12 protein-coding genes, 16 tRNA genes and 2 rRNA genes are annotated in these 17,106 nt (G+C 46.9%); 28 read left to right on the top strand and 2 right to left on the bottom strand.

What is annotated here, in order from left to right; translation table 11 throughout:
- Positions 1-59 precede the first annotated feature (59 nt).
- From ACBP55_RS06910 to ACBP55_RS06930, 5 genes are all read left to right on the top strand, one after another.
- Complete coding sequence (locus ACBP55_RS06910) at positions 60-662, top strand: RNA polymerase sigma factor (RefSeq protein WP_464650651.1); 603 nt, start codon at positions 60-62, stop codon at positions 660-662.
- Positions 613-921, top strand: coding sequence for a hypothetical protein (locus tag ACBP55_RS06915; RefSeq protein WP_464650652.1), 309 nt, complete (start codon positions 613-615; stop codon positions 919-921). Before ACBP55_RS06910 ends, ACBP55_RS06915 begins: the two co-directional genes overlap by 50 nt.
- A gap of 23 nt (positions 922-944) precedes the next feature.
- Complete coding sequence (locus tag ACBP55_RS06920) at positions 945-1,523, top strand: hypothetical protein (protein WP_464650653.1); 579 nt, start codon at positions 945-947, stop codon at positions 1,521-1,523.
- A gap of 100 nt (positions 1,524-1,623) precedes the next feature.
- Entirely contained in the window at positions 1,624-2,058 is a 435-nt protein-coding gene (gene perR, locus ACBP55_RS06925; protein WP_464650654.1) for a peroxide-responsive transcriptional repressor PerR, read from the top strand.
- A 123-nt stretch (positions 2,059-2,181) separates the two neighbouring features.
- Positions 2,182-3,921: a glycosyl hydrolase family 18 protein gene (locus ACBP55_RS06930; protein WP_464650655.1), complete on the top strand. Its 1,740-nt coding sequence runs from the start codon at positions 2,182-2,184 to the stop codon at positions 3,919-3,921.
- 47 nt (positions 3,922-3,968) lie between these two features.
- Here the strand turns inward: ACBP55_RS06930 and ACBP55_RS06935 are convergent, their stop codons facing one another.
- On the bottom strand, positions 3,969-4,373 hold the full coding sequence (locus tag ACBP55_RS06935; protein ID WP_084160364.1) for a DUF2614 family zinc ribbon-containing protein: 405 nt from the start codon (positions 4,371-4,373) through the stop codon (positions 3,969-3,971).
- A 124-nt stretch (positions 4,374-4,497) separates the two neighbouring features.
- Here ACBP55_RS06935 and ACBP55_RS06940 point away from each other — a divergent pair, with 124 nt between their 5' ends.
- The 21 genes from ACBP55_RS06940 to ACBP55_RS07040 all read left to right on the top strand — a co-directional run bounded on the left by ACBP55_RS06940 (position 4,498) and on the right by ACBP55_RS07040 (position 14,285).
- Complete coding sequence (locus ACBP55_RS06940) at positions 4,498-5,367, top strand: nucleotidyltransferase-like protein (RefSeq protein ID WP_464650656.1); 870 nt, start codon at positions 4,498-4,500, stop codon at positions 5,365-5,367.
- A 388-nt stretch (positions 5,368-5,755) separates the two neighbouring features.
- Positions 5,756-7,297: ribosomal RNA gene (locus ACBP55_RS06945) — 16S ribosomal RNA — on the top strand.
- Between the two features lie 203 nt (positions 7,298-7,500).
- A 23S ribosomal RNA gene (locus tag ACBP55_RS06950) occupies positions 7,501-10,417 on the top strand.
- Together the 16S and 23S rRNA genes with 16 tRNA genes alongside form the textbook arrangement of a ribosomal RNA operon.
- A gap of 76 nt (positions 10,418-10,493) precedes the next feature.
- Positions 10,494-10,569: transfer RNA gene (locus ACBP55_RS06955), tRNA-Asn, on the top strand.
- Positions 10,570-10,572: 3 nt separating this feature from the next.
- Positions 10,573-10,664: transfer RNA gene (locus ACBP55_RS06960), tRNA-Ser, on the top strand.
- 15 nt (positions 10,665-10,679) lie between these two features.
- Positions 10,680-10,754 (top strand) — tRNA-Glu (locus tag ACBP55_RS06965).
- Positions 10,755-10,777: 23 nt separating this feature from the next.
- Positions 10,778-10,853: transfer RNA gene (locus tag ACBP55_RS06970), tRNA-Val, on the top strand.
- A gap of 52 nt (positions 10,854-10,905) precedes the next feature.
- Positions 10,906-10,982: transfer RNA gene (locus ACBP55_RS06975), tRNA-Met, on the top strand.
- Between the two features lie 31 nt (positions 10,983-11,013).
- Positions 11,014-11,090: transfer RNA gene (locus ACBP55_RS06980), tRNA-Asp, on the top strand.
- 20 nt (positions 11,091-11,110) lie between these two features.
- A tRNA-Phe gene (locus ACBP55_RS06985) sits at positions 11,111-11,186 on the top strand.
- Positions 11,187-11,202: 16 nt separating this feature from the next.
- A tRNA-Thr gene (locus ACBP55_RS06990) sits at positions 11,203-11,278 on the top strand.
- Between the two features lie 9 nt (positions 11,279-11,287).
- Positions 11,288-11,369, top strand: a tRNA-Tyr gene (locus tag ACBP55_RS06995).
- Between the two features lie 12 nt (positions 11,370-11,381).
- A tRNA-Trp gene (locus ACBP55_RS07000) sits at positions 11,382-11,455 on the top strand.
- A gap of 25 nt (positions 11,456-11,480) precedes the next feature.
- Positions 11,481-11,553: transfer RNA gene (locus ACBP55_RS07005), tRNA-His, on the top strand.
- A 22-nt stretch (positions 11,554-11,575) separates the two neighbouring features.
- Positions 11,576-11,647, top strand: a tRNA-Gln gene (locus ACBP55_RS07010).
- An 8-nt stretch (positions 11,648-11,655) separates the two neighbouring features.
- Positions 11,656-11,730: transfer RNA gene (locus ACBP55_RS07015), tRNA-Gly, on the top strand.
- A 10-nt stretch (positions 11,731-11,740) separates the two neighbouring features.
- Positions 11,741-11,814 (top strand) — tRNA-Cys (locus ACBP55_RS07020).
- A 9-nt stretch (positions 11,815-11,823) separates the two neighbouring features.
- A tRNA-Leu gene (locus ACBP55_RS07025) sits at positions 11,824-11,912 on the top strand.
- Between the two features lie 20 nt (positions 11,913-11,932).
- Positions 11,933-12,011: transfer RNA gene (locus ACBP55_RS07030), tRNA-Leu, on the top strand.
- A 214-nt stretch (positions 12,012-12,225) separates the two neighbouring features.
- Positions 12,226-12,996: a class I SAM-dependent methyltransferase gene (locus ACBP55_RS07035; protein WP_464650657.1), complete on the top strand. Its 771-nt coding sequence runs from the start codon at positions 12,226-12,228 to the stop codon at positions 12,994-12,996.
- Positions 12,997-13,070: 74 nt separating this feature from the next.
- Positions 13,071-14,285, top strand: coding sequence for an ROK family protein (locus tag ACBP55_RS07040; protein WP_464650658.1), 1,215 nt, complete (start codon positions 13,071-13,073; stop codon positions 14,283-14,285).
- Here the strand turns inward: ACBP55_RS07040 and ACBP55_RS07045 are convergent.
- On the bottom strand, positions 14,275-15,069 hold the full coding sequence (locus tag ACBP55_RS07045; protein ID WP_464650659.1) for an alpha/beta fold hydrolase: 795 nt from the start codon (positions 15,067-15,069) through the stop codon (positions 14,275-14,277). The genes ACBP55_RS07040 and ACBP55_RS07045 overlap by 11 nt on opposite strands.
- A 236-nt stretch (positions 15,070-15,305) precedes the next feature.
- Here ACBP55_RS07045 and ACBP55_RS07050 point away from each other — a divergent pair, with 236 nt between their 5' ends.
- Positions 15,306-15,689, top strand: a complete 384-nt coding sequence (locus ACBP55_RS07050; RefSeq protein WP_464650660.1) for a hypothetical protein — start codon at positions 15,306-15,308, stop codon at positions 15,687-15,689.
- A gap of 111 nt (positions 15,690-15,800) precedes the next feature.
- Positions 15,801-17,036: an MDR family MFS transporter gene (locus tag ACBP55_RS07055; RefSeq protein WP_464650661.1), complete on the top strand. Its 1,236-nt coding sequence runs from the start codon at positions 15,801-15,803 to the stop codon at positions 17,034-17,036.
- Positions 17,037-17,106: the final 70 nt, after the last annotated feature.

A 17,106-nucleotide genomic window follows, 5' to 3' on the forward strand; every position in this document is an offset into this window, starting at 1 on the left:
GGGGTAAGCCCATAGGAAGCGTCTAAGCTTTTGGACGAACAGAAAGGGGGGAGTCAGGCATGGACAAAATGACGGATGAGCAGCTGATCGACCGGGTCCGTCAAGGTCACTCCGATGCTTACCGTGTATTGGTAGAACGGCATAAGAGTTACATCTATACACTCGTATACCGAATGGTAGGGCATAAGGAAACTGCTGAAGACTTAACCCAAGAAGTGTTTGTTAAGCTGTTTCGTTCATTAGCTCATTTTCGCGGCGATGCGAAGTTCACCACTTGGCTGTATCGCATGACGACGAATCTCGTGACAGACTTTCGGCGTTCTCAGAAGCGTAAGCCCTATGAAGCACTGCTCGATAAAATGAAGGGCTGGTTCACAGATGCCCGTGAGCAGCCTGAGGAAATAGCTATGCAGAAGGAAGATCAGGAGCGTATGCAGGCTCTGCTTTCCGAACTTCCAGACAAGTATAGATTAATCATGTATTTGTTTCATTATAAGCAGCTTTCGTACCAAGAAATGTCTGAGGTGACTGGGCTGCCTATGAAAACGCTGGAAACTAGACTCTATCGAGGAAAAGCGATGCTAAAAGAAAAATGGTTGGAGGTGAATGCACATGATTCCCAAACATCAGGAAGACACTCGGCTCACGCAATACCTAAATAAACTGCTGGACGAGATGCCGCTTAGAGAACCAAGCCCAGTGCTGATGGAGCGTGTGATGCGGAGGATACAATCAGCTGAATTTCCTGAGACTCCTAAGAATCCTCAAGTTGGCAAAAGAAAACAATGGATGAATAGCTTTGTTGCGATAGCGGCGACTGTGCTCCTCATGCAATCAGGGATTATAAACAAAATTATGCATATAAATTCGGGGATCACTCAGATAACAGCGTATATCCAGCATTTATCCCAATACTTGTAAAAAAATAGATAGGAGGCATTAGCATGAATCTGCCCAAAGACAATCCGCACATTCCGGAGTATTCACCCAATCCATCTTTTCAACACTATCCTCCCTATTATTCTGCTCCAAGAAAACGCAAATGGGTCGCAGGCGTACTATCGTTCATTGTCCCGGGAACTGGACACTTTTACTTAGGCCTCATGCAGCGCGGTCTATTTATTATGATGCTTCTCATTCTCGATATTTTTATTATTACATCTTTCGCGTCTCGGTCCGACACAAGTGTACCTATGGTAACGCTTTTTGCATTGTTCATTCCTGTGATTTACTTCTATAATCTATTCGATGCGCTTCAAACCACAGACAATGTGAATCGGCGCAATGAGCTTGGCGAGTTCGCGGCTGGTCTCTATGATAGCGAAGATCCTTTACAGAAGTTGATCAAAGGCACGAATCTTGGTGTTATTTTCATTGTTGCAGGTGTATTGTTTTTTCTTCTCAGTAACAAGCCTCGTTGGTTTACAGGGCTCTTTGATCTCATGGGCTCGTATTTTGGGTCCGTTATCCTTGTCCTTGCTGGTTTGGCTATGTATGTACTAGATTCCCGTAAAAATAAATAGCCAAATGGTGCTATATGCGCAACCATCATTGACAAAAGTCAATTCACACACGTACAATATAATGTAAGGTTTTAATGACTAACATCAGGTGGTGAGTACCATGGCAGCACATTTAGAACAGGCTTTAGCTAAGTTGAAAACAACAGGTGTTCGGATGACACCGCAGCGGCATGCTATTCTATCCTTTTTGCTGGATTCCATGACTCATCCGACAGCAGATGACATTTACAAGTCTCTTGAATCCAAATTTCCTAACATGAGCGTTGCGACTGTTTACAATAATCTTAAAGTATTTATTGAATCGGGACTTGTTCGGGAACTGACTTATGGAGACAGCTCGAGTCGCTTTGATGCGGATATGACGGACCATTATCATGCTGTTTGTGAGTTGTGCGGGAAGATTTCGGATTTTGAGTATCCGCCTCTTTCAGATATAGAGACTACCGCTGCTGTGCAAACAGGCTTCCGAGTTGGCGGTTATCGACTAGAGGTTTATGGCGTTTGCCCGGATTGTACAGGGATTACCAAGCATTAACTAAAGCAGAATTCCTCATTCGCTGTACCTATGATGTATAATGAAACGTGATCCTACCTTTCGGCTGTAGAGAGGTAAGAACACGTTTTTCTTTTTATATATCGCATAAAAGGAAGTGAAACCTTGCATTCAACACCGACAGATCAGCAACCGAAACGCAGAAGATCAACGAAGAGAATTCTCTTGATACTTGGTCTTTTTATTGGAATGTTTGCAGCAGGTGCAGCTACGTTCTTATGGCAGCAGTTAGCACCGAACCGAACGAAGGTAGAGCCAGAGTATCACGAGCTAAGCAAGCCGGTTTTTTATCAAGGAAATTACTATAAGACCAGCGCGATTGGGGACAAAGAGGGACTGAAGCTTCCGTTAGAGCTTATACAGGAGTGGATGGACCCATCGATTATATATGAAAAAAGCAGTGATTCGGTTATTATCACAACGAAAGATAAAGTATTACGGTTAAAGACTACGGAGCTTTCAGCTTTAATGAACGAGAAACCTATCACCTTATCTTTTCCTGTTGAAAAGAAAGGAAATGACATTATTTACGTACCCATTGAGCCTCTTCGGCAGCTGTATCCTTTTGAAATAAGAGAGTCCGAGAAGTCAGGTGCCATTCTTTTATTCAAAAAAGGCGACCTCGTCAAATGGGGGAAGCATGTGGGTACCGAAGATGCCAAGGTGAGGACATTCGCTTCTATAAAAGCACCGATAGTCTCCACAATCGCTAACAATGAGCAAGTTGTGATACTAGCCGTAGAGGGTGAATGGTATCGGGTACAGCAGCAGAGTGGTCCAGTAGGCTATGTACGTAAAGCTGATATTTTGGAGGATCATGATGAAACCATACCTGCTCAGGAGCAGGCGTCAGCGTATGTGCCTTGGAAGCCGCTTAACGGCAAACTAAATTTGACTTGGGAGCATGTCATTACGAAGAATCCCGACACTTCCAAGCTTGGCGATATGCCCGGCTTACATGTTGTTAGCCCTACATGGTTCTCTCTGGCTGACGGCGAGGGGCGCATTAAGAACTTAGCTGACGCATCCTATGTCAAATGGGCACAAACGCGAAATTATCAGGTCTGGGCGTTGTTTAGCAACGGCTTTGAACCCGACCGAACGTCTCAAGCGCTATCGACTTATGATCGTCGTATGAAAATGATTAAACAGTTGCTTGGCTTTGCACAAACATACAATTTGCAGGGCATCAATATTGACTTTGAAAATGTGAATCTCAAAGATAAAGAAAATTTGGTCCAATTCGTCCGCGAATTGACACCTTTTATGCATGAACAGGGTCTTGCTGTTTCCATTGACGTTACACCGAAATCAACGAATGAGATGTGGTCCATGTTTTATGACAGACCTGCTCTTGCCGAAGTTGTTGACTATATGATGCTGATGGCATACGACGAATATTGGGCTTCCAGCCCGAAATCCGGATCCGTTTCATCGCTGCCTTGGACAGAGCGCTCTGTTACCCAGCTCTTGGGCAGCGAGAAAGTGCCACCATCTAAGCTTGTCCTAGGTGTGCCATTCTATACGCGTCAGTGGACCGAAGAGACGAAAAATGGTAAAACGACGGTTACCTCCAAAACTTTAACGATGGAAGCCGCCCAGACGATTATTAAAGATAAAAAATTAACCCCTACTTTCTTGGAGGAAACAGGTCAGAACTATGTGGAGTACAAAGAGGGAGAGAAACTCATTCGTATTTGGTTAGAAGATGAAACATCAATCAAAGCAAGGCTTGAACTCGTGAAAAAGTATGATCTAGCAGGAGTAGCCTCATGGAGAAGAGGCTTCGAGCAGCCGGCCGTGTGGAAAGTCATTCAAGACACGTTGCAACAAACTAAGCAATAACATAACAAAAAGCCGAACCCAAATGGGTTGCGGCTTTTTTCTCATAATCAATGAGGCTTATGTTCGTGAGCTCTGTCCACTTCGAGCTGAACGGTTTGTGTAGCGGCTGTTTCGTTCTCGGCCGTTGTGTCGTATTGTGGGTCAACAGATAAAATAGTTTTACAAAACATGCAGCGATCCGTTTTCCCCAGCATTTTCGTTCTTCTTCCGCATTCCGGACAATCAATGACAGTCGCCGATGTAGAAAGCATTCCTGCCCAGAAGTATATACCCATACTTACCATCATACTGATCATACCAATGATCATGAAGACCACAGCGGCGATTCGCCCAGCCTTCCCCCAATCAAAAACGATACCTGCTAGTCCTATAATCATAAGCAGCATTCCACCCATGGTCATAGCGAGACCCCATAAGCGGAATTCATTTACTTTACTTGATCTGAAACGCACGCGTAATTCCTCCCCATTAAATAGCTATCATGTTTGTATGAATTGTCACAGAAATCAGCAGGAAACTCCTTCTACCATGTAGAATTAGATATAAACAATTTGGAGACAGGAGCTTCGGATACCCATGGGAATCGATAAAGAGCAGTTTTTGCTTAAGTTCCGAAATGACCAGAGAATCATTAGTGTCATGGCGGTAGATAATCCTAAGCAACTTCCTTCACTGACGGATGGTTTTGATACGCTACTACTTATAGTAACGAACGACCTGAGCCTGAGCAATCATACGACTAATTATATAAGAGACGATTCGAGGATACAAGAAAGATGGGTAGATCCGTCTTCCATAGAGCAATGGATACGTCATGGCATCAACCGAAATATCCTTCACTGGCTGCTAAAAGGGGAGATACTTCTGGATCAGAATACTTATTTAGAAGGCTTGCGTCACAGAATACTCGAGTTTCCAGGGGATTTACGTGAGCACAAACTACTTGTTGAATTCTCCCTTTTTCTACGTAAATATCTGCAAAGCAAGGAATACATCTTAGATGACCATTTGCTGGACGCTTACAATAATATCCTAGAAGCTCTACATCATTGGGCGCGCATTGTTATTATCGAAGATGGTTATCACCCGGAAATTACCGTATGGAGGCAGATCCGTGCGATAAATCCTGGCGTGTATAAACTATATGAGGAACTGACAATGAGCAAGGAAACGTTGAAACAGAGAGTTCAGCTCGTTCTGCTCGCCTGTGAATTTTCGGTTATGTCGAAAATGGAGCGTTGCTGTGAGGCGTTTATTCAAATACTTAGAGAAAATGAACAGCCATTAAGCACAGATGAATTGCAGCAGCATTCTCAGTTAGCTGAGCTTAGGGCAGAGCTTCCCTTGCTGCTGAATAAGCTGGTGAAAAAAGGGTTAATTAAAGAAGTAGCCGTTCTCATTGATGAAGAGAATTCAGAAATCGAGTTAAGATATACAAGTGTTTAATTGAACTAAACCCATGAAGAATCAGGTATTATTCTGGTTCTTTTTTTATTCTTATTTTATTGCTTGACTTTGATTGCGATTCTATGATAAATTAACTCTCGCCGCTAAAAACGGTTCGCATTCGAAAGCCAACGCAGTACCAAGATGTAAGCGAAGTAAGAAAAAAGAAAAATAAAAAAAGCTTGCATTGATCAGCCTAGATGTGATATATTATAAAAGTCGCCGCTAAACGGATGGCGAAGAAATACGAAAGAAATTGATCTTTGAAAACTGAACAACGAGTGAGTAAGCGCGAACGAGAAATCGTTCAAAAAGAGATTGCAAAATCTCGCTAGCAACGCAAATGAGCAATTAAGCTTTCAGATATACGGACAAGCAATTGTCCACTATTATGGAGAGTTTGATCCTGGCTCAGGACGAACGCTGGCGGCGTGCCTAATACATGCAAGTCGAGCGGGTTTATCCTTCGGGATAAGCTAGCGGCGGACGGGTGAGTAACACGTAGGTAACCTGCCTATAAGATCGGGATAACTATCGGAAACGATAGCTAAGACCGGATAACTGGTTTTCTCGCATGAGAGAATTATGAAACACGGAGCAATCTGTGGCTTATAGATGGGCCTGCGGCGCATTAGCTAGTTGGTAGGGTAACGGCCTACCAAGGCGACGATGCGTAGCCGACCTGAGAGGGTGAACGGCCACACTGGGACTGAGACACGGCCCAGACTCCTACGGGAGGCAGCAGTAGGGAATCTTCCGCAATGGACGCAAGTCTGACGGAGCAACGCCGCGTGAGTGATGAAGGTTTTCGGATCGTAAAGCTCTGTTGCCCTAGACGAACAGCAAGGAGAGTAACTGCTCTTTGTGTGACGGTATAGGAGAAGAAAGCCCCGGCTAACTACGTGCCAGCAGCCGCGGTAATACGTAGGGGGCAAGCGTTGTCCGGAATTATTGGGCGTAAAGCGCGCGCAGGCGGTCAATTAAGTTGGGTGTTTAAGCCCGGGGCTCAACCCCGGTTCGCATCCAAAACTGGTTGACTTGAGTGTAGGAGAGGAAAGTGGAATTCCACGTGTAGCGGTGAAATGCGTAGAGATGTGGAGGAACACCAGTGGCGAAGGCGACTTTCTGGCCTATAACTGACGCTGAGGCGCGAAAGCGTGGGGAGCAAACAGGATTAGATACCCTGGTAGTCCACGCCGTAAACGATGCATACTAGGTGTTGGGGATTCGATTCCTCGGTGCCGAAGTTAACACAGTAAGTATGCCGCCTGGGGAGTACGCTCGCAAGAGTGAAACTCAAAGGAATTGACGGGGACCCGCACAAGCAGTGGAGTATGTGGTTTAATTCGAAGCAACGCGAAGAACCTTACCAGGTCTTGACATCTGGGTGTAAGCACTAGAGATAGTGCCCCTCTTCGGAGCACCCAAGACAGGTGGTGCATGGTTGTCGTCAGCTCGTGTCGTGAGATGTTGGGTTAAGTCCCGCAACGAGCGCAACCCTTGATCTTAGTTGCCAGCACTTTGGGTGGGCACTCTAAGATGACTGCCGGTGACAAACCGGAGGAAGGTGGGGATGACGTCAAATCATCATGCCCCTTATGACCTGGGCTACACACGTACTACAATGGTCGGTACAACGGGAAGCGAAGCCGTGAGGTGGAGCCAATCCTTAAAAGCCGATCTCAGTTCGGATTGCAGGCTGCAACTCGCCTGCATGAAGTCGGAATTGCTAGTAATCGCGGATCAGCATGCCGCGGTGAATACGTTCCCGGGTCTTGTACACACCGCCCGTCACACCACGAGAGTTTACAACACCCGAAGTCGGTGGGGTAACCCGCAAGGGAGCCAGCCGCCGAAGGTGGGGTAGATGATTGGGGTGAAGTCGTAACAAGGTAGCCGTATCGGAAGGTGCGGCTGGATCACCTCCTTTCTATGGAGACTCGGATCTGATAGATCCAGTCAAGTATCTTCGGATACAAAACAGCTTACTCACTCGTGTTCAGTTTTGAAAGAGCAATCTTTCAATTAGTTTTACAGTTGTTCCTTGAAAACTAGATAACGAAATGAAACGTAAAGTAAGAACTTAGGTTGTGTAGTCTTCGGACTATGCATGAATCAATAACTTTTTTTAGTGGTTAAGCTAGAAAGAGCACACGGAGGATGCCTAGGCACTAGGAGCCGAAGAAGGACGTGGCGAACGACGAAATGCCTCGGGGAGCCGTAAGCAGGCTTTGATCCGGGGATGTCCGAATGGGGGAACCCAGCTGTGGTAATGCGCAGTTATCTCTACCTGAATACATAGGGTAGTTGAAGGCATACCCAGGGAACTGAAACATCTAAGTACCTGGAGGAAAAGAAAACAAAAGTGATTCCGTCAGTAGCGGCGAGCGAAAGCGGAATAGCCCAAACCAAGGAGCTTGCTCCTTGGGGTTGTAGGACCTCGTTATGGGGTTAGTTCGGTAGGCGAAGTGATCTGGAAAGGTCCGGCATAGAAGGTAAAAGCCCTGTAGCCAAAATCGAACGAATCCCCTAGAGGTATCCTGAGTACGGCGGGTCACGTGAAACCCCGTCGGAATCCGGCAGGACCATCTGCCAAGGCTAAATACTCCCTAGTGACCGATAGTGAAGCAGTACCGTGAGGGAAAGGTGAAAAGCACCGCGGAAGCGGAGTGAAAAAGAACCTGAAACCGTGTGCTTACAAAAAGTCAGAGCACTCTATATGTGTGATGGCGTGCCTTTTGTAGAATGAACCGGCGAGTTACGTTCCCGTGCGAGGTTAAGTTGAAAAGACGGAGCCGCAGCGAAAGCGAGTCTGAATAGGGCGCTTTAGTACGTGGACGTAGACCCGAAACCGTGTGATCTACCCCTGTCCAGGGTGAAGGTGAGGTAACACTCACTGGAGGCCCGAACCCACGCATGTTGAAAAATGCGGGGATGAGGTGGGGGTAGCGGAGAAATTCCAATCGAACTCGGAGATAGCTGGTTCTCCCCGAAATAGCTTTAGGGCTAGCCTCGGATGTGGAGTTGTGGAGGTAAAGCACTGATTGGGTGCGGGGCCCGCCAAGGGTTACCAAGTCCAGTCAAACTCTGAATGCCACAAACTTAAATCCGGGAGTCAGACAGTGAGTGCTAAGATCCATTGTCAAAAGGGAAACAGCCCAGACCATCAGCTAAGGTCCCCAAGTGTGTGTTAAGTGGGAAAGGATGTGGAGTTGCACAGACAACCAGGATGTTGGCTTAGAAGCAGCCACCATTGAAAGAGTGCGTAATAGCTCACTGGTCGAGTGACTCTGCGCCGAAAATGTAACGGGGCTAAACACGCCACCGAAGCTATGGCTTGCACTATGTGCATGGGTAGGGGAGCGTTGTATGTACGTTGAATTCTGACCGTAAGGACAGGTGGAGCGCATACAAGTGAGAATGCCGGTATAAGTAACGAAAAGATCAGTGAGAATCTGATCCGCCGAAAACCTAAGGGTTCCTGAGGAAGGCTCGTCCGCTCAGGGTAAGTCGGGACCTAAGGCGAGGCCGAAAGGCGTAGTCGATGGACAACAGGTGGAAATTCCTGTACCACCGTAGCCGTTATGAGCGATGGAGTGACGCAGAAGGATAGTGACGCGAGCTGATGGATGCTCGTCCAAGCAGTGAGGCTGGTTAGTAGGCAAATCCGCTAACCGTAAGGCTGGGCTGTGATGGGGAGGGAAACTTTAAGTACCGAAGGTCATGAGTTCACACTGCCAAGAAAAGCTTCTAGCCAGGCGAAGGTGCCCGTACCGCAAACCGACACAGGTGGGTGAGAAGAGAATTCTAAGGCGCGCGGAAGAACTCTCGTTAAGGAACTCGGCAAAATGACCCCGTAACTTCGGGAGAAGGGGTGCCTCGGTAGGGTGAATAGCCCGAGGGGGCCGCAGTGAAAAGGCCCAAGCGACTGTTTAGCAAAAACACAGGTCTGTGCGAAGCCGCAAGGCGAAGTATACGGGCTGACGCCTGCCCGGTGCTGGAAGGTTAAGAGGAGTGGTTAGGGGGCAACCCCGAAGCTATGAATTGAAGCCCCAGTAAACGGCGGCCGTAACTATAACGGTCCTAAGGTAGCGAAATTCCTTGTCAGGTAAATTCTGACCCGCACGAATGGCGTAACGACTTGGGCGCTGTCTCAACGAGAGATCCGGTGAAATTTTAATACCTGTGAAGATGCAGGTTACCCGCGACAAGACGGAAAGACCCCATGGAGCTTTACTGCAGCTTGATATTGGACTTTGGTACGATCTGTACAGGATAGGTGGGAGCCTTTGAAGCCTGAGCGCCAGCTTGGGTGGAGGCGCCGTTGGGATACCACCCTGATCGTATCGGAGTTCTAACCTGGTACCGTGAACCGGTATGGGGACAGTGTCAGGTGGGCAGTTTGACTGGGGCGGTCGCCTCCTAAAATGTAACGGAGGCGTTTAAAGGTTCCCTCAGAATGGTTGGAAATCATTCGCAGAGTGCAAAGGCATAAGGGAGCTTGACTGCGAGACCTACAAGTCGAGCAGGGACGAAAGTCGGACTTAGTGATCCGGTGGTACCGAATGGAAGGGCCATCGCTCAACGGATAAAAGCTACCCTGGGGATAACAGGCTTATCTCCCCCAAGAGTCCACATCGACGGGGAGGTTTGGCACCTCGATGTCGGCTCATCGCATCCTGGGGCTGAAGTAGGTCCCAAGGGTTGGGCTGTTCGCCCATTAAAGCGGTACGCGAGCTGGGTTCAGAACGTCGTGAGACAGTTCGGTCCCTATCTGTCGCGGGCGTAGGAAATTTGAGAGGAGCTGTCCTTAGTACGAGAGGACCGGGATGGACGTACCGCTGGTGTACCAGTTGTCTCGCCAGAGGCATCGCTGGGTAGCTATGTACGGAGGGGATAAGCGCTGAAAGCATCTAAGCGCGAAGCCCCCCTCAAGATGAGATTTCCCAGTATGTAAGACCCCTTGTAGACGACGAGGTTGATAGGTTCGAGGTGGAAGTGCAGCAATGCATGCAGCTGACGAATACTAATCGGTCGAGGGCTTAACCTAAACCCTGAGTGTTACTTTATGCAAGTTTCGTATCTAGTTTTCAAGGAATAAATCCTTGAAGTAACATTTTTTCTATTCCCTGATAGCTCAGTTGGTAGAGCACTCGACTGTTAATCGAGTTGTCACAGGTTCGAGTCCTGTTCGGGGAGCCATATGGAGAGGTGTCCGAGCTGGCCGAAGGAGCACGATTGGAAATCGTGTAGGCGTCACAAGCGTCTCGAGGGTTCGAATCCCTCTCTCTCCGCCACTATCTTTCTAGCAAGGCCCGTTGGTCAAGTGGTTAAGACACCTCCCTTTCACGGAGGTAACAGGGGTTCGAGTCCCCTACGGGTCACCATTAACTTTCTAGTTCTATCCCATGGAGGCTTAGCTCAGCTGGGAGAGCATCTGCCTTACAAGCAGAGGGTCGGCGGTTCGATCCCGTCAGCCTCCACCATAATTCCTTAGCAAGACTTGCTTTACTGGGAATCATCATATATGCTTAATGACGCGGGGTGGAGCAGCCCGGTAGCTCGTCGGGCTCATAACCCGAAGGCCGCAGGTTCAAATCCTGCCCCCGCAACCAATCTTCTTATAGAAGATATTGTACTTAACATGGAGCTGTGGTGTAGTGGCCTAACATGCCTGCCTGTCACGCAGGAGACCGCGGGTTCGAATCCCGTCAGCTCCGCCATTTTTTTGAAAATTAAGTAAGGCTTTGTAGCTCAGTCGGTAGAGCAGAGGACTGAAAATCCTCGTGTCGGCGGTTCGATTCCGTCCAAAGCCACCATTTCTTAATTAAATATGCCGTTGTAGCTCAACTGGTAGAGCAACTGACTTGTAATCAGTAGGTTGGGGGTTCAAGTCCTCTCGACGGCACCATTGCTTTGTGGAGGCTTAGTGAAGTGGCTAAACACGGCAGACTGTAAATCTGCTCTCTTCGAGTTCGGTGGTTCGAATCCATCAGCCTCCATTTACTTTTTCTAGGGGCATAGTTTAAGGGTAGAACAAAGGTCTCCAAAACCTTTGGTGTGGGTTCAATTCCTGCTGCCCCTGCCAAAAAAGTAAGAAACTTAATATTGTGGCGGTCGTGGCGAAGGGGTTAACGCACCGGTTTGTGGATCCGGCATTCGCGGGTTCAAGTCCCGTCGTCCGCCCATTATTACCCAAGCAACATAATGGGGATTAGCCAAGCGGTAAGGCAACGGACTTTGACTCCGTCATGCCAAGGTTCAAATCCTTGATCCCCAGTTTTATATGCGGAAGTGGCTCAGCGGTAGAGCATCGCCTTGCCAAGGCGAGGGTCGCGGGTTCGATCCCCGTCTTCCGCTCCATTATTACTAAGGCGCCATAGCCAAGTGGTAAGGCAGAGCTCTGCAAAAGCTTTACCCCCAGTTCGAATCTGGGTGGCGCCTCCACATTTATTAGCCGGAGTGGCGGAATCGGCAGACGCACAGGACTTAAAATCCTGCGGTAGGTGACTACCGTACCAGTTCAAGTCTGGTCTTCGGCACCATTATCTTTACAACTTCATATGCCGGCATGGCGGAATGGCAGACGCGCTCGACTCAAAATCGAGTCCGAAAGGGTGGAGGTTCGAGTCCTCTTGCCGGTATAACGAATAGAAAAAGCTCATGAAATGTAACAATTTCATGAGCTTTTTCTATTTATTTGTGTGTTGCTTATATATACAATAATCGATGAGCTTACAATTGAGGCGGGAATCCTTGGTTTTTAGCTTAAAAGAGTTGAACATATGCGCTTTTAGGCGAGCGCCTTTTTTTCCAAAAAAGACTCGAGAATCTGAACAAGAGGCTGCAGCCTTCCATATGGTAGAAAAGAGATTGATATGCCATTATGGAGGTGTAAGTGCTATCGAGTACTTAGATATGTTAGCCAAATTAGGAGTAGGAAATGCGCATCCCGGGGGTTTCGGAGAGACGATTGAGCAATTGAAGAATTATCCCATTGAGAAAGGGAAGCGCGTGCTAGAGGTCGGATGCGGAACTGGAAGAACGGCATGTTATTTGGCTGAACAAGGATGCGAAGTAACAGCGGTCGATATTCGTCCGGAAATGATCGCGAAAGCGATCATAAGAGCTGAGAAGCAGGGGGTACAGGTGCAATTCCTGGTTGGGGATGTATGCCAGCTACCTTTTGAAGATCATACTTTTGATGTTGTGATGGTGGAGTCAGTGACGAATTTTGCAGATGCTCAGAAAGCTGTATCCGAGTATTATAGGGTACTTAAATCCGAAGGTAAGCTTTATGATCGAGAAGTTATCCGTGTCAAACAGATGTCACCAAGCATTCAGAGGGCGTTGTGCAGCTTCTATGGGGTAAGTAAAATATATAGTATGGATGAATGGCGGGAGCTGTTAGAAAAGGGCAGGTTTGGACCTGTGGAATTCTCAGGAATACATTCCTTCCCGCTAATGATGTTCGAAGATCAAGTTCAACATCCAGATCCTGTTCATCTGTCTGATAAGCAGTCGTTTATGGATCCGCGGATTTGGCAAATCACTGCAAAATACGATGAGCTTGTCAATAAATATCATTCCTATATGGGTTATACCCTCATGATTGGATCGAAGGAATAAGGGGAAGACAAGGAAGGATTTTGGCTTCCCAATGGCGAAATATATGAGAAAGATTATCATTGGGGGCTGCTTCTTTGAACATAGATGTCATAACGGAACGAATTCCAAATCGTAAGGCGAAAGAAATCTATGAGCGAATTTGTCGTCAAACAACGGTTTCCAAAACGGAGTTGTTAGAGCAAAGCGGGATGACGGTTTCTACATTGACGCGGCTTTTGGAGGAACTGACAATTCAAGGACTTATCCTTGAATCTGGTTTCGGTGCCTCAACAGGAGGGCGTAGGCCGATTCTATATGAAAAGAATCCGGCCTATGCTTATGTTTTTGGGTTGGAAATATCCAGAACGTTGTCTAAGCTAGTACTGGTCGATTTGGGCATGAAGAAACTGGATTCACGGAGTTGGACGATGACGGCAGAGATGACGCCGGATGTGTTGATTCGTCTAATCGTGGACGAAGTACAAAGGATGTTAATCACGCACAACATTGACTCTTCCGCGGTACTTGGAATAGGGATCGGTGCGGTGGGCCCTGTGGACCGTTTGTCAGGGACCATCTTAGAGCCGTCCTATTTTCCAGCAAAAGGATGGAGAAATGTCGAGATTTGCAGGCAGTTAACGGGGGAATTAGGTATTCCCGCATTGCTGGATAATGGAGCTAATACGGCCATCCTAGCTGAGTCATGGCATCAACGTACGCAGAGCTTTAAGCATCTGCTCTATATTCATGCTGGGATTGGTTTGCGCTCCTCCATGGTTTCTGAGGGAAAGGTTATTTATGGTGCCGTCGATATGGAAGGCTCTGTGGGTCAAATGATTATTCAAACGGATGGTGTACCCCATCGTAACACGTCAGGCAACTATGGAGCTTTGGAGTCATATGCTTCTTTATATGCCATCGAGAAGACGGCTCGCTCTGCATTAAAGCAGGGTCGATCCACGGTGTTGTCCCATTTGGTTGATGACCCCGAGCATGTCACGTACTTACATGTTTTGGAGGCGCTCAAAAAAAATGATCCCCTAGTTGTGGAGATCATCACGGAGGCTGCCACTTATTTCGGCATTGGACTAGCTAACTTGCTAAATATTCTGCACCCCGAAAAAGTAATCTTAGGGGGGCCGTTAATTGCGGGTGGGGAGTTGTTTTTCCAAACCGCTACGCAGGTAGCGATTCGGAAGACATACTACTACCCCGCCTATCAAGTCGTCTTCAGCAAAGGGCAGCTAGGTGAGGAAGCTCTGGCGATTGGTGCAGCCGTGATGGTCATGGACCAGTTGGTTAGGCTTTAATGCTCTTCAGAAAATCAATGAGCAGCGCATTGAAAGCTTCCGGTTTTTCCATCGGCGTCAAATGTGAGGCGGCCGGTATGACATGATAGCTGGCACCTGCAATTTGGTCGGCCATTTTCTTCATGACATCCGGAGGCGCGATCGGGTCCTGCTCACCGGCGATGACGAGCGTTGGCACCGAAATAGAGCTAAGCAGGTCGACAGAGTCCTCGCGGAATGCCATGGCCAGACAAGCATGGACAAGTCCCTCTGCTGGCATCGATTCCATCACCATACTCAAGGTATCGACGAGCTTAGGATGCTCTTGCTTGGATGGTTCTGTAATAAGTTTAGGCAGCATAGCGTCTCTTGCCACCACAGACCCTTTTTCATAGAGAGAGACGGCCATGTTTAAACGATTCTTGCGAGCCTCTTGCCCGTCAGCTTCAGGACGAGTATTGGCCAAGATAAGACCTGTGAAACGTTTTGGAGCTTTGCGTAAAAGTGCAAACGCCACATAACCACCCATGGAGAAGCCGCCAAGCGCGGCTTTTTCTATGCCCATTTTGTCCATTAAGGTTAAAATGTCATCGGCGTACTGGGCTATCGATATATTAGATACGGGTACATCAGATTGGCCCATGCCACGTAAATCAGGTGTAATGACACGATAGTTCCCTGACAACGCGTCTACCTGCGATTGCCACATGCCATGATCCAATGGAAAGCCGTGCAGCAAAATAATAGGTGCTCCTTGGCCTTTTTCTTCGACGAACAGTTCGGCTCCGTTAATATGATGTTTCATCGTCCTTCACTCTCCATTAGTTAAATTTACTGCGCATAAAGTCCTAATTCGTCACCCAATTATAGTTCTTAGGGCATAAAATAGGGGAAATTATCGAAAAAGTTATGTCTTCATACTTTCATTATGGTTAACTCATACTTCTTTAACATTTCGTTGGTATTCTCTTATTATACCTTTAGTTAGTAACCATTAACAGGCAGAACGAAACATTCATTTTACGAAGTGGGGTTATTCTTATGACTAAAAAGCCTTGGTCCACACAAGAATTGGACAAGTTGATTCGCCTTTCCTCTGAATGTCCTCCAGTTGTTATTGCCAGAGAACTATGTCGTCCAGTAACTTCTGTACGTAAAAAGATGCGTGAAATTGGGGTAAGTTATGTAACCGGGGAGCAATGGAAAAAAAGTCAAATACAGTATCTCATTTCGGATGAGGGCACGACGTATAAAAACAAACATAACCTAACACAAACACCAAAAGAAAATGACTTCGAATCTCCTGTTCTAGATGAATTCTGGACAACACTCGTGAAAATGGCCAGAGTCGCAAAGAAGAGGGGGAAAAGAGTAGATGTCCTCTCATTTATCGATACATACCGTAAAATTCGTGTTGGTGGATAACTATATAGCTAATCATTCATAAAAGGTGAAATCCGTTATAACGAGATTTTACCTTTTTCTTTTGCCCAAATACCTCTAAACTGAGAAGACCAATAACATCTAGGAGGTTGTATGCACAGGATCCCTTTGTTTTCACTGATTAGCAAGTATGATACGGCGATATGGGTTCGAGTCGTTGGGACGATTCTAACTTCATTAGCCGGATTTATGATGAGACCTTACTTGGTTTATTATTTGTATGACAAGCTGGATGGTTCCATTTTCTTATCGATGTTGATTATCGGATTGCAGCCGCTATGCGGAATTTTCGTGAATCTGTATGCAGGCAGCTTGAGTGATCGATATGGAAGGAAGCCGATGATGCTGGCTGCGCTCATTATTCAAGCTTTCGCCATTGGCGGTTATATGTTTGCCAGCCACGTTTGGGAATTTGCTGTCATTTCGATCATTAACGGCATTGGCCATGCTATGTATGGGCCAGCTGCTAATGCACAGATTACGGATGTTGTCCCGCAGGAGAAGCGCGCTGAAGTATTTGCTTTGCTGCACACAGCATTAAATATGGGTTCAGCATTCGGGCCGCTGCTTGGACTGCTTCTATTCACGTGGAATCCGACAATTATCTTCTTGACTTGCTCGGTTGCTCTCCTTGCATACGCAGGGTTGGTCGTCTGGAAGGTTCCAGAGACAATGCCTGAGAAGAGCGCCTCGGAACTGGAATTGTTTAAGACAAAGCCGAAAATCAAATTGCGCGATCATAAGCCGCTCCTATGGATAACGCTTCTAGCGATGCCGGTATCGCTGTTATATGCGCAAGTGGAGTCTACGTTCCCACTGCATTTGCAGCACCAATTTGAGAATTATAAGACAGTCTTTGCTACGATTATTACCTTCAATGGCTGTGTCGTTATTGCACTGCAAATATGGATTGCTAAGCGTACAGAGCATGTTTCAGCCTATTTAGTAGTCGCAGCATCCTATCTGTTATTCGCCATTGTGTCACTAGGTTATGGATTTGTTCCTTTCTTTGCGATACTGCTTTTTGTTGAATTTTTATTTACCATAGGTGAAATGTTAAATGGTCCCCACATTCAGAAGGTGATCTCTGTTATTGCGCCTGAGGAGCATAGAGGTTGGTATTTCTCTGTGTTCGGTATGAATTGGCAGTTATCGCGCGCCATTGGACCCATTCTTGGAGGCTTGTTATTCAGCCACTTTGGCGGGAAGGTCATGTTCGCCGTCTTAGCTGCCATCATTCTCCTAGCCGGTATTGCTCAGTCGCGATATATTCGAAGTCTTAATCAAAAAAAAGAGGAGCCTATTATCGAGGCTGCTTTGCAAACCTAACGAATGAAGCTCCCCAGCAATTTGGGGAGCTTTTTATACTTTTGTAATACATACGTAAGCTTCATTTCAT

The sequence above is a fragment of the Paenibacillus sp. WG02 genome (assembly GCF_055396115.1).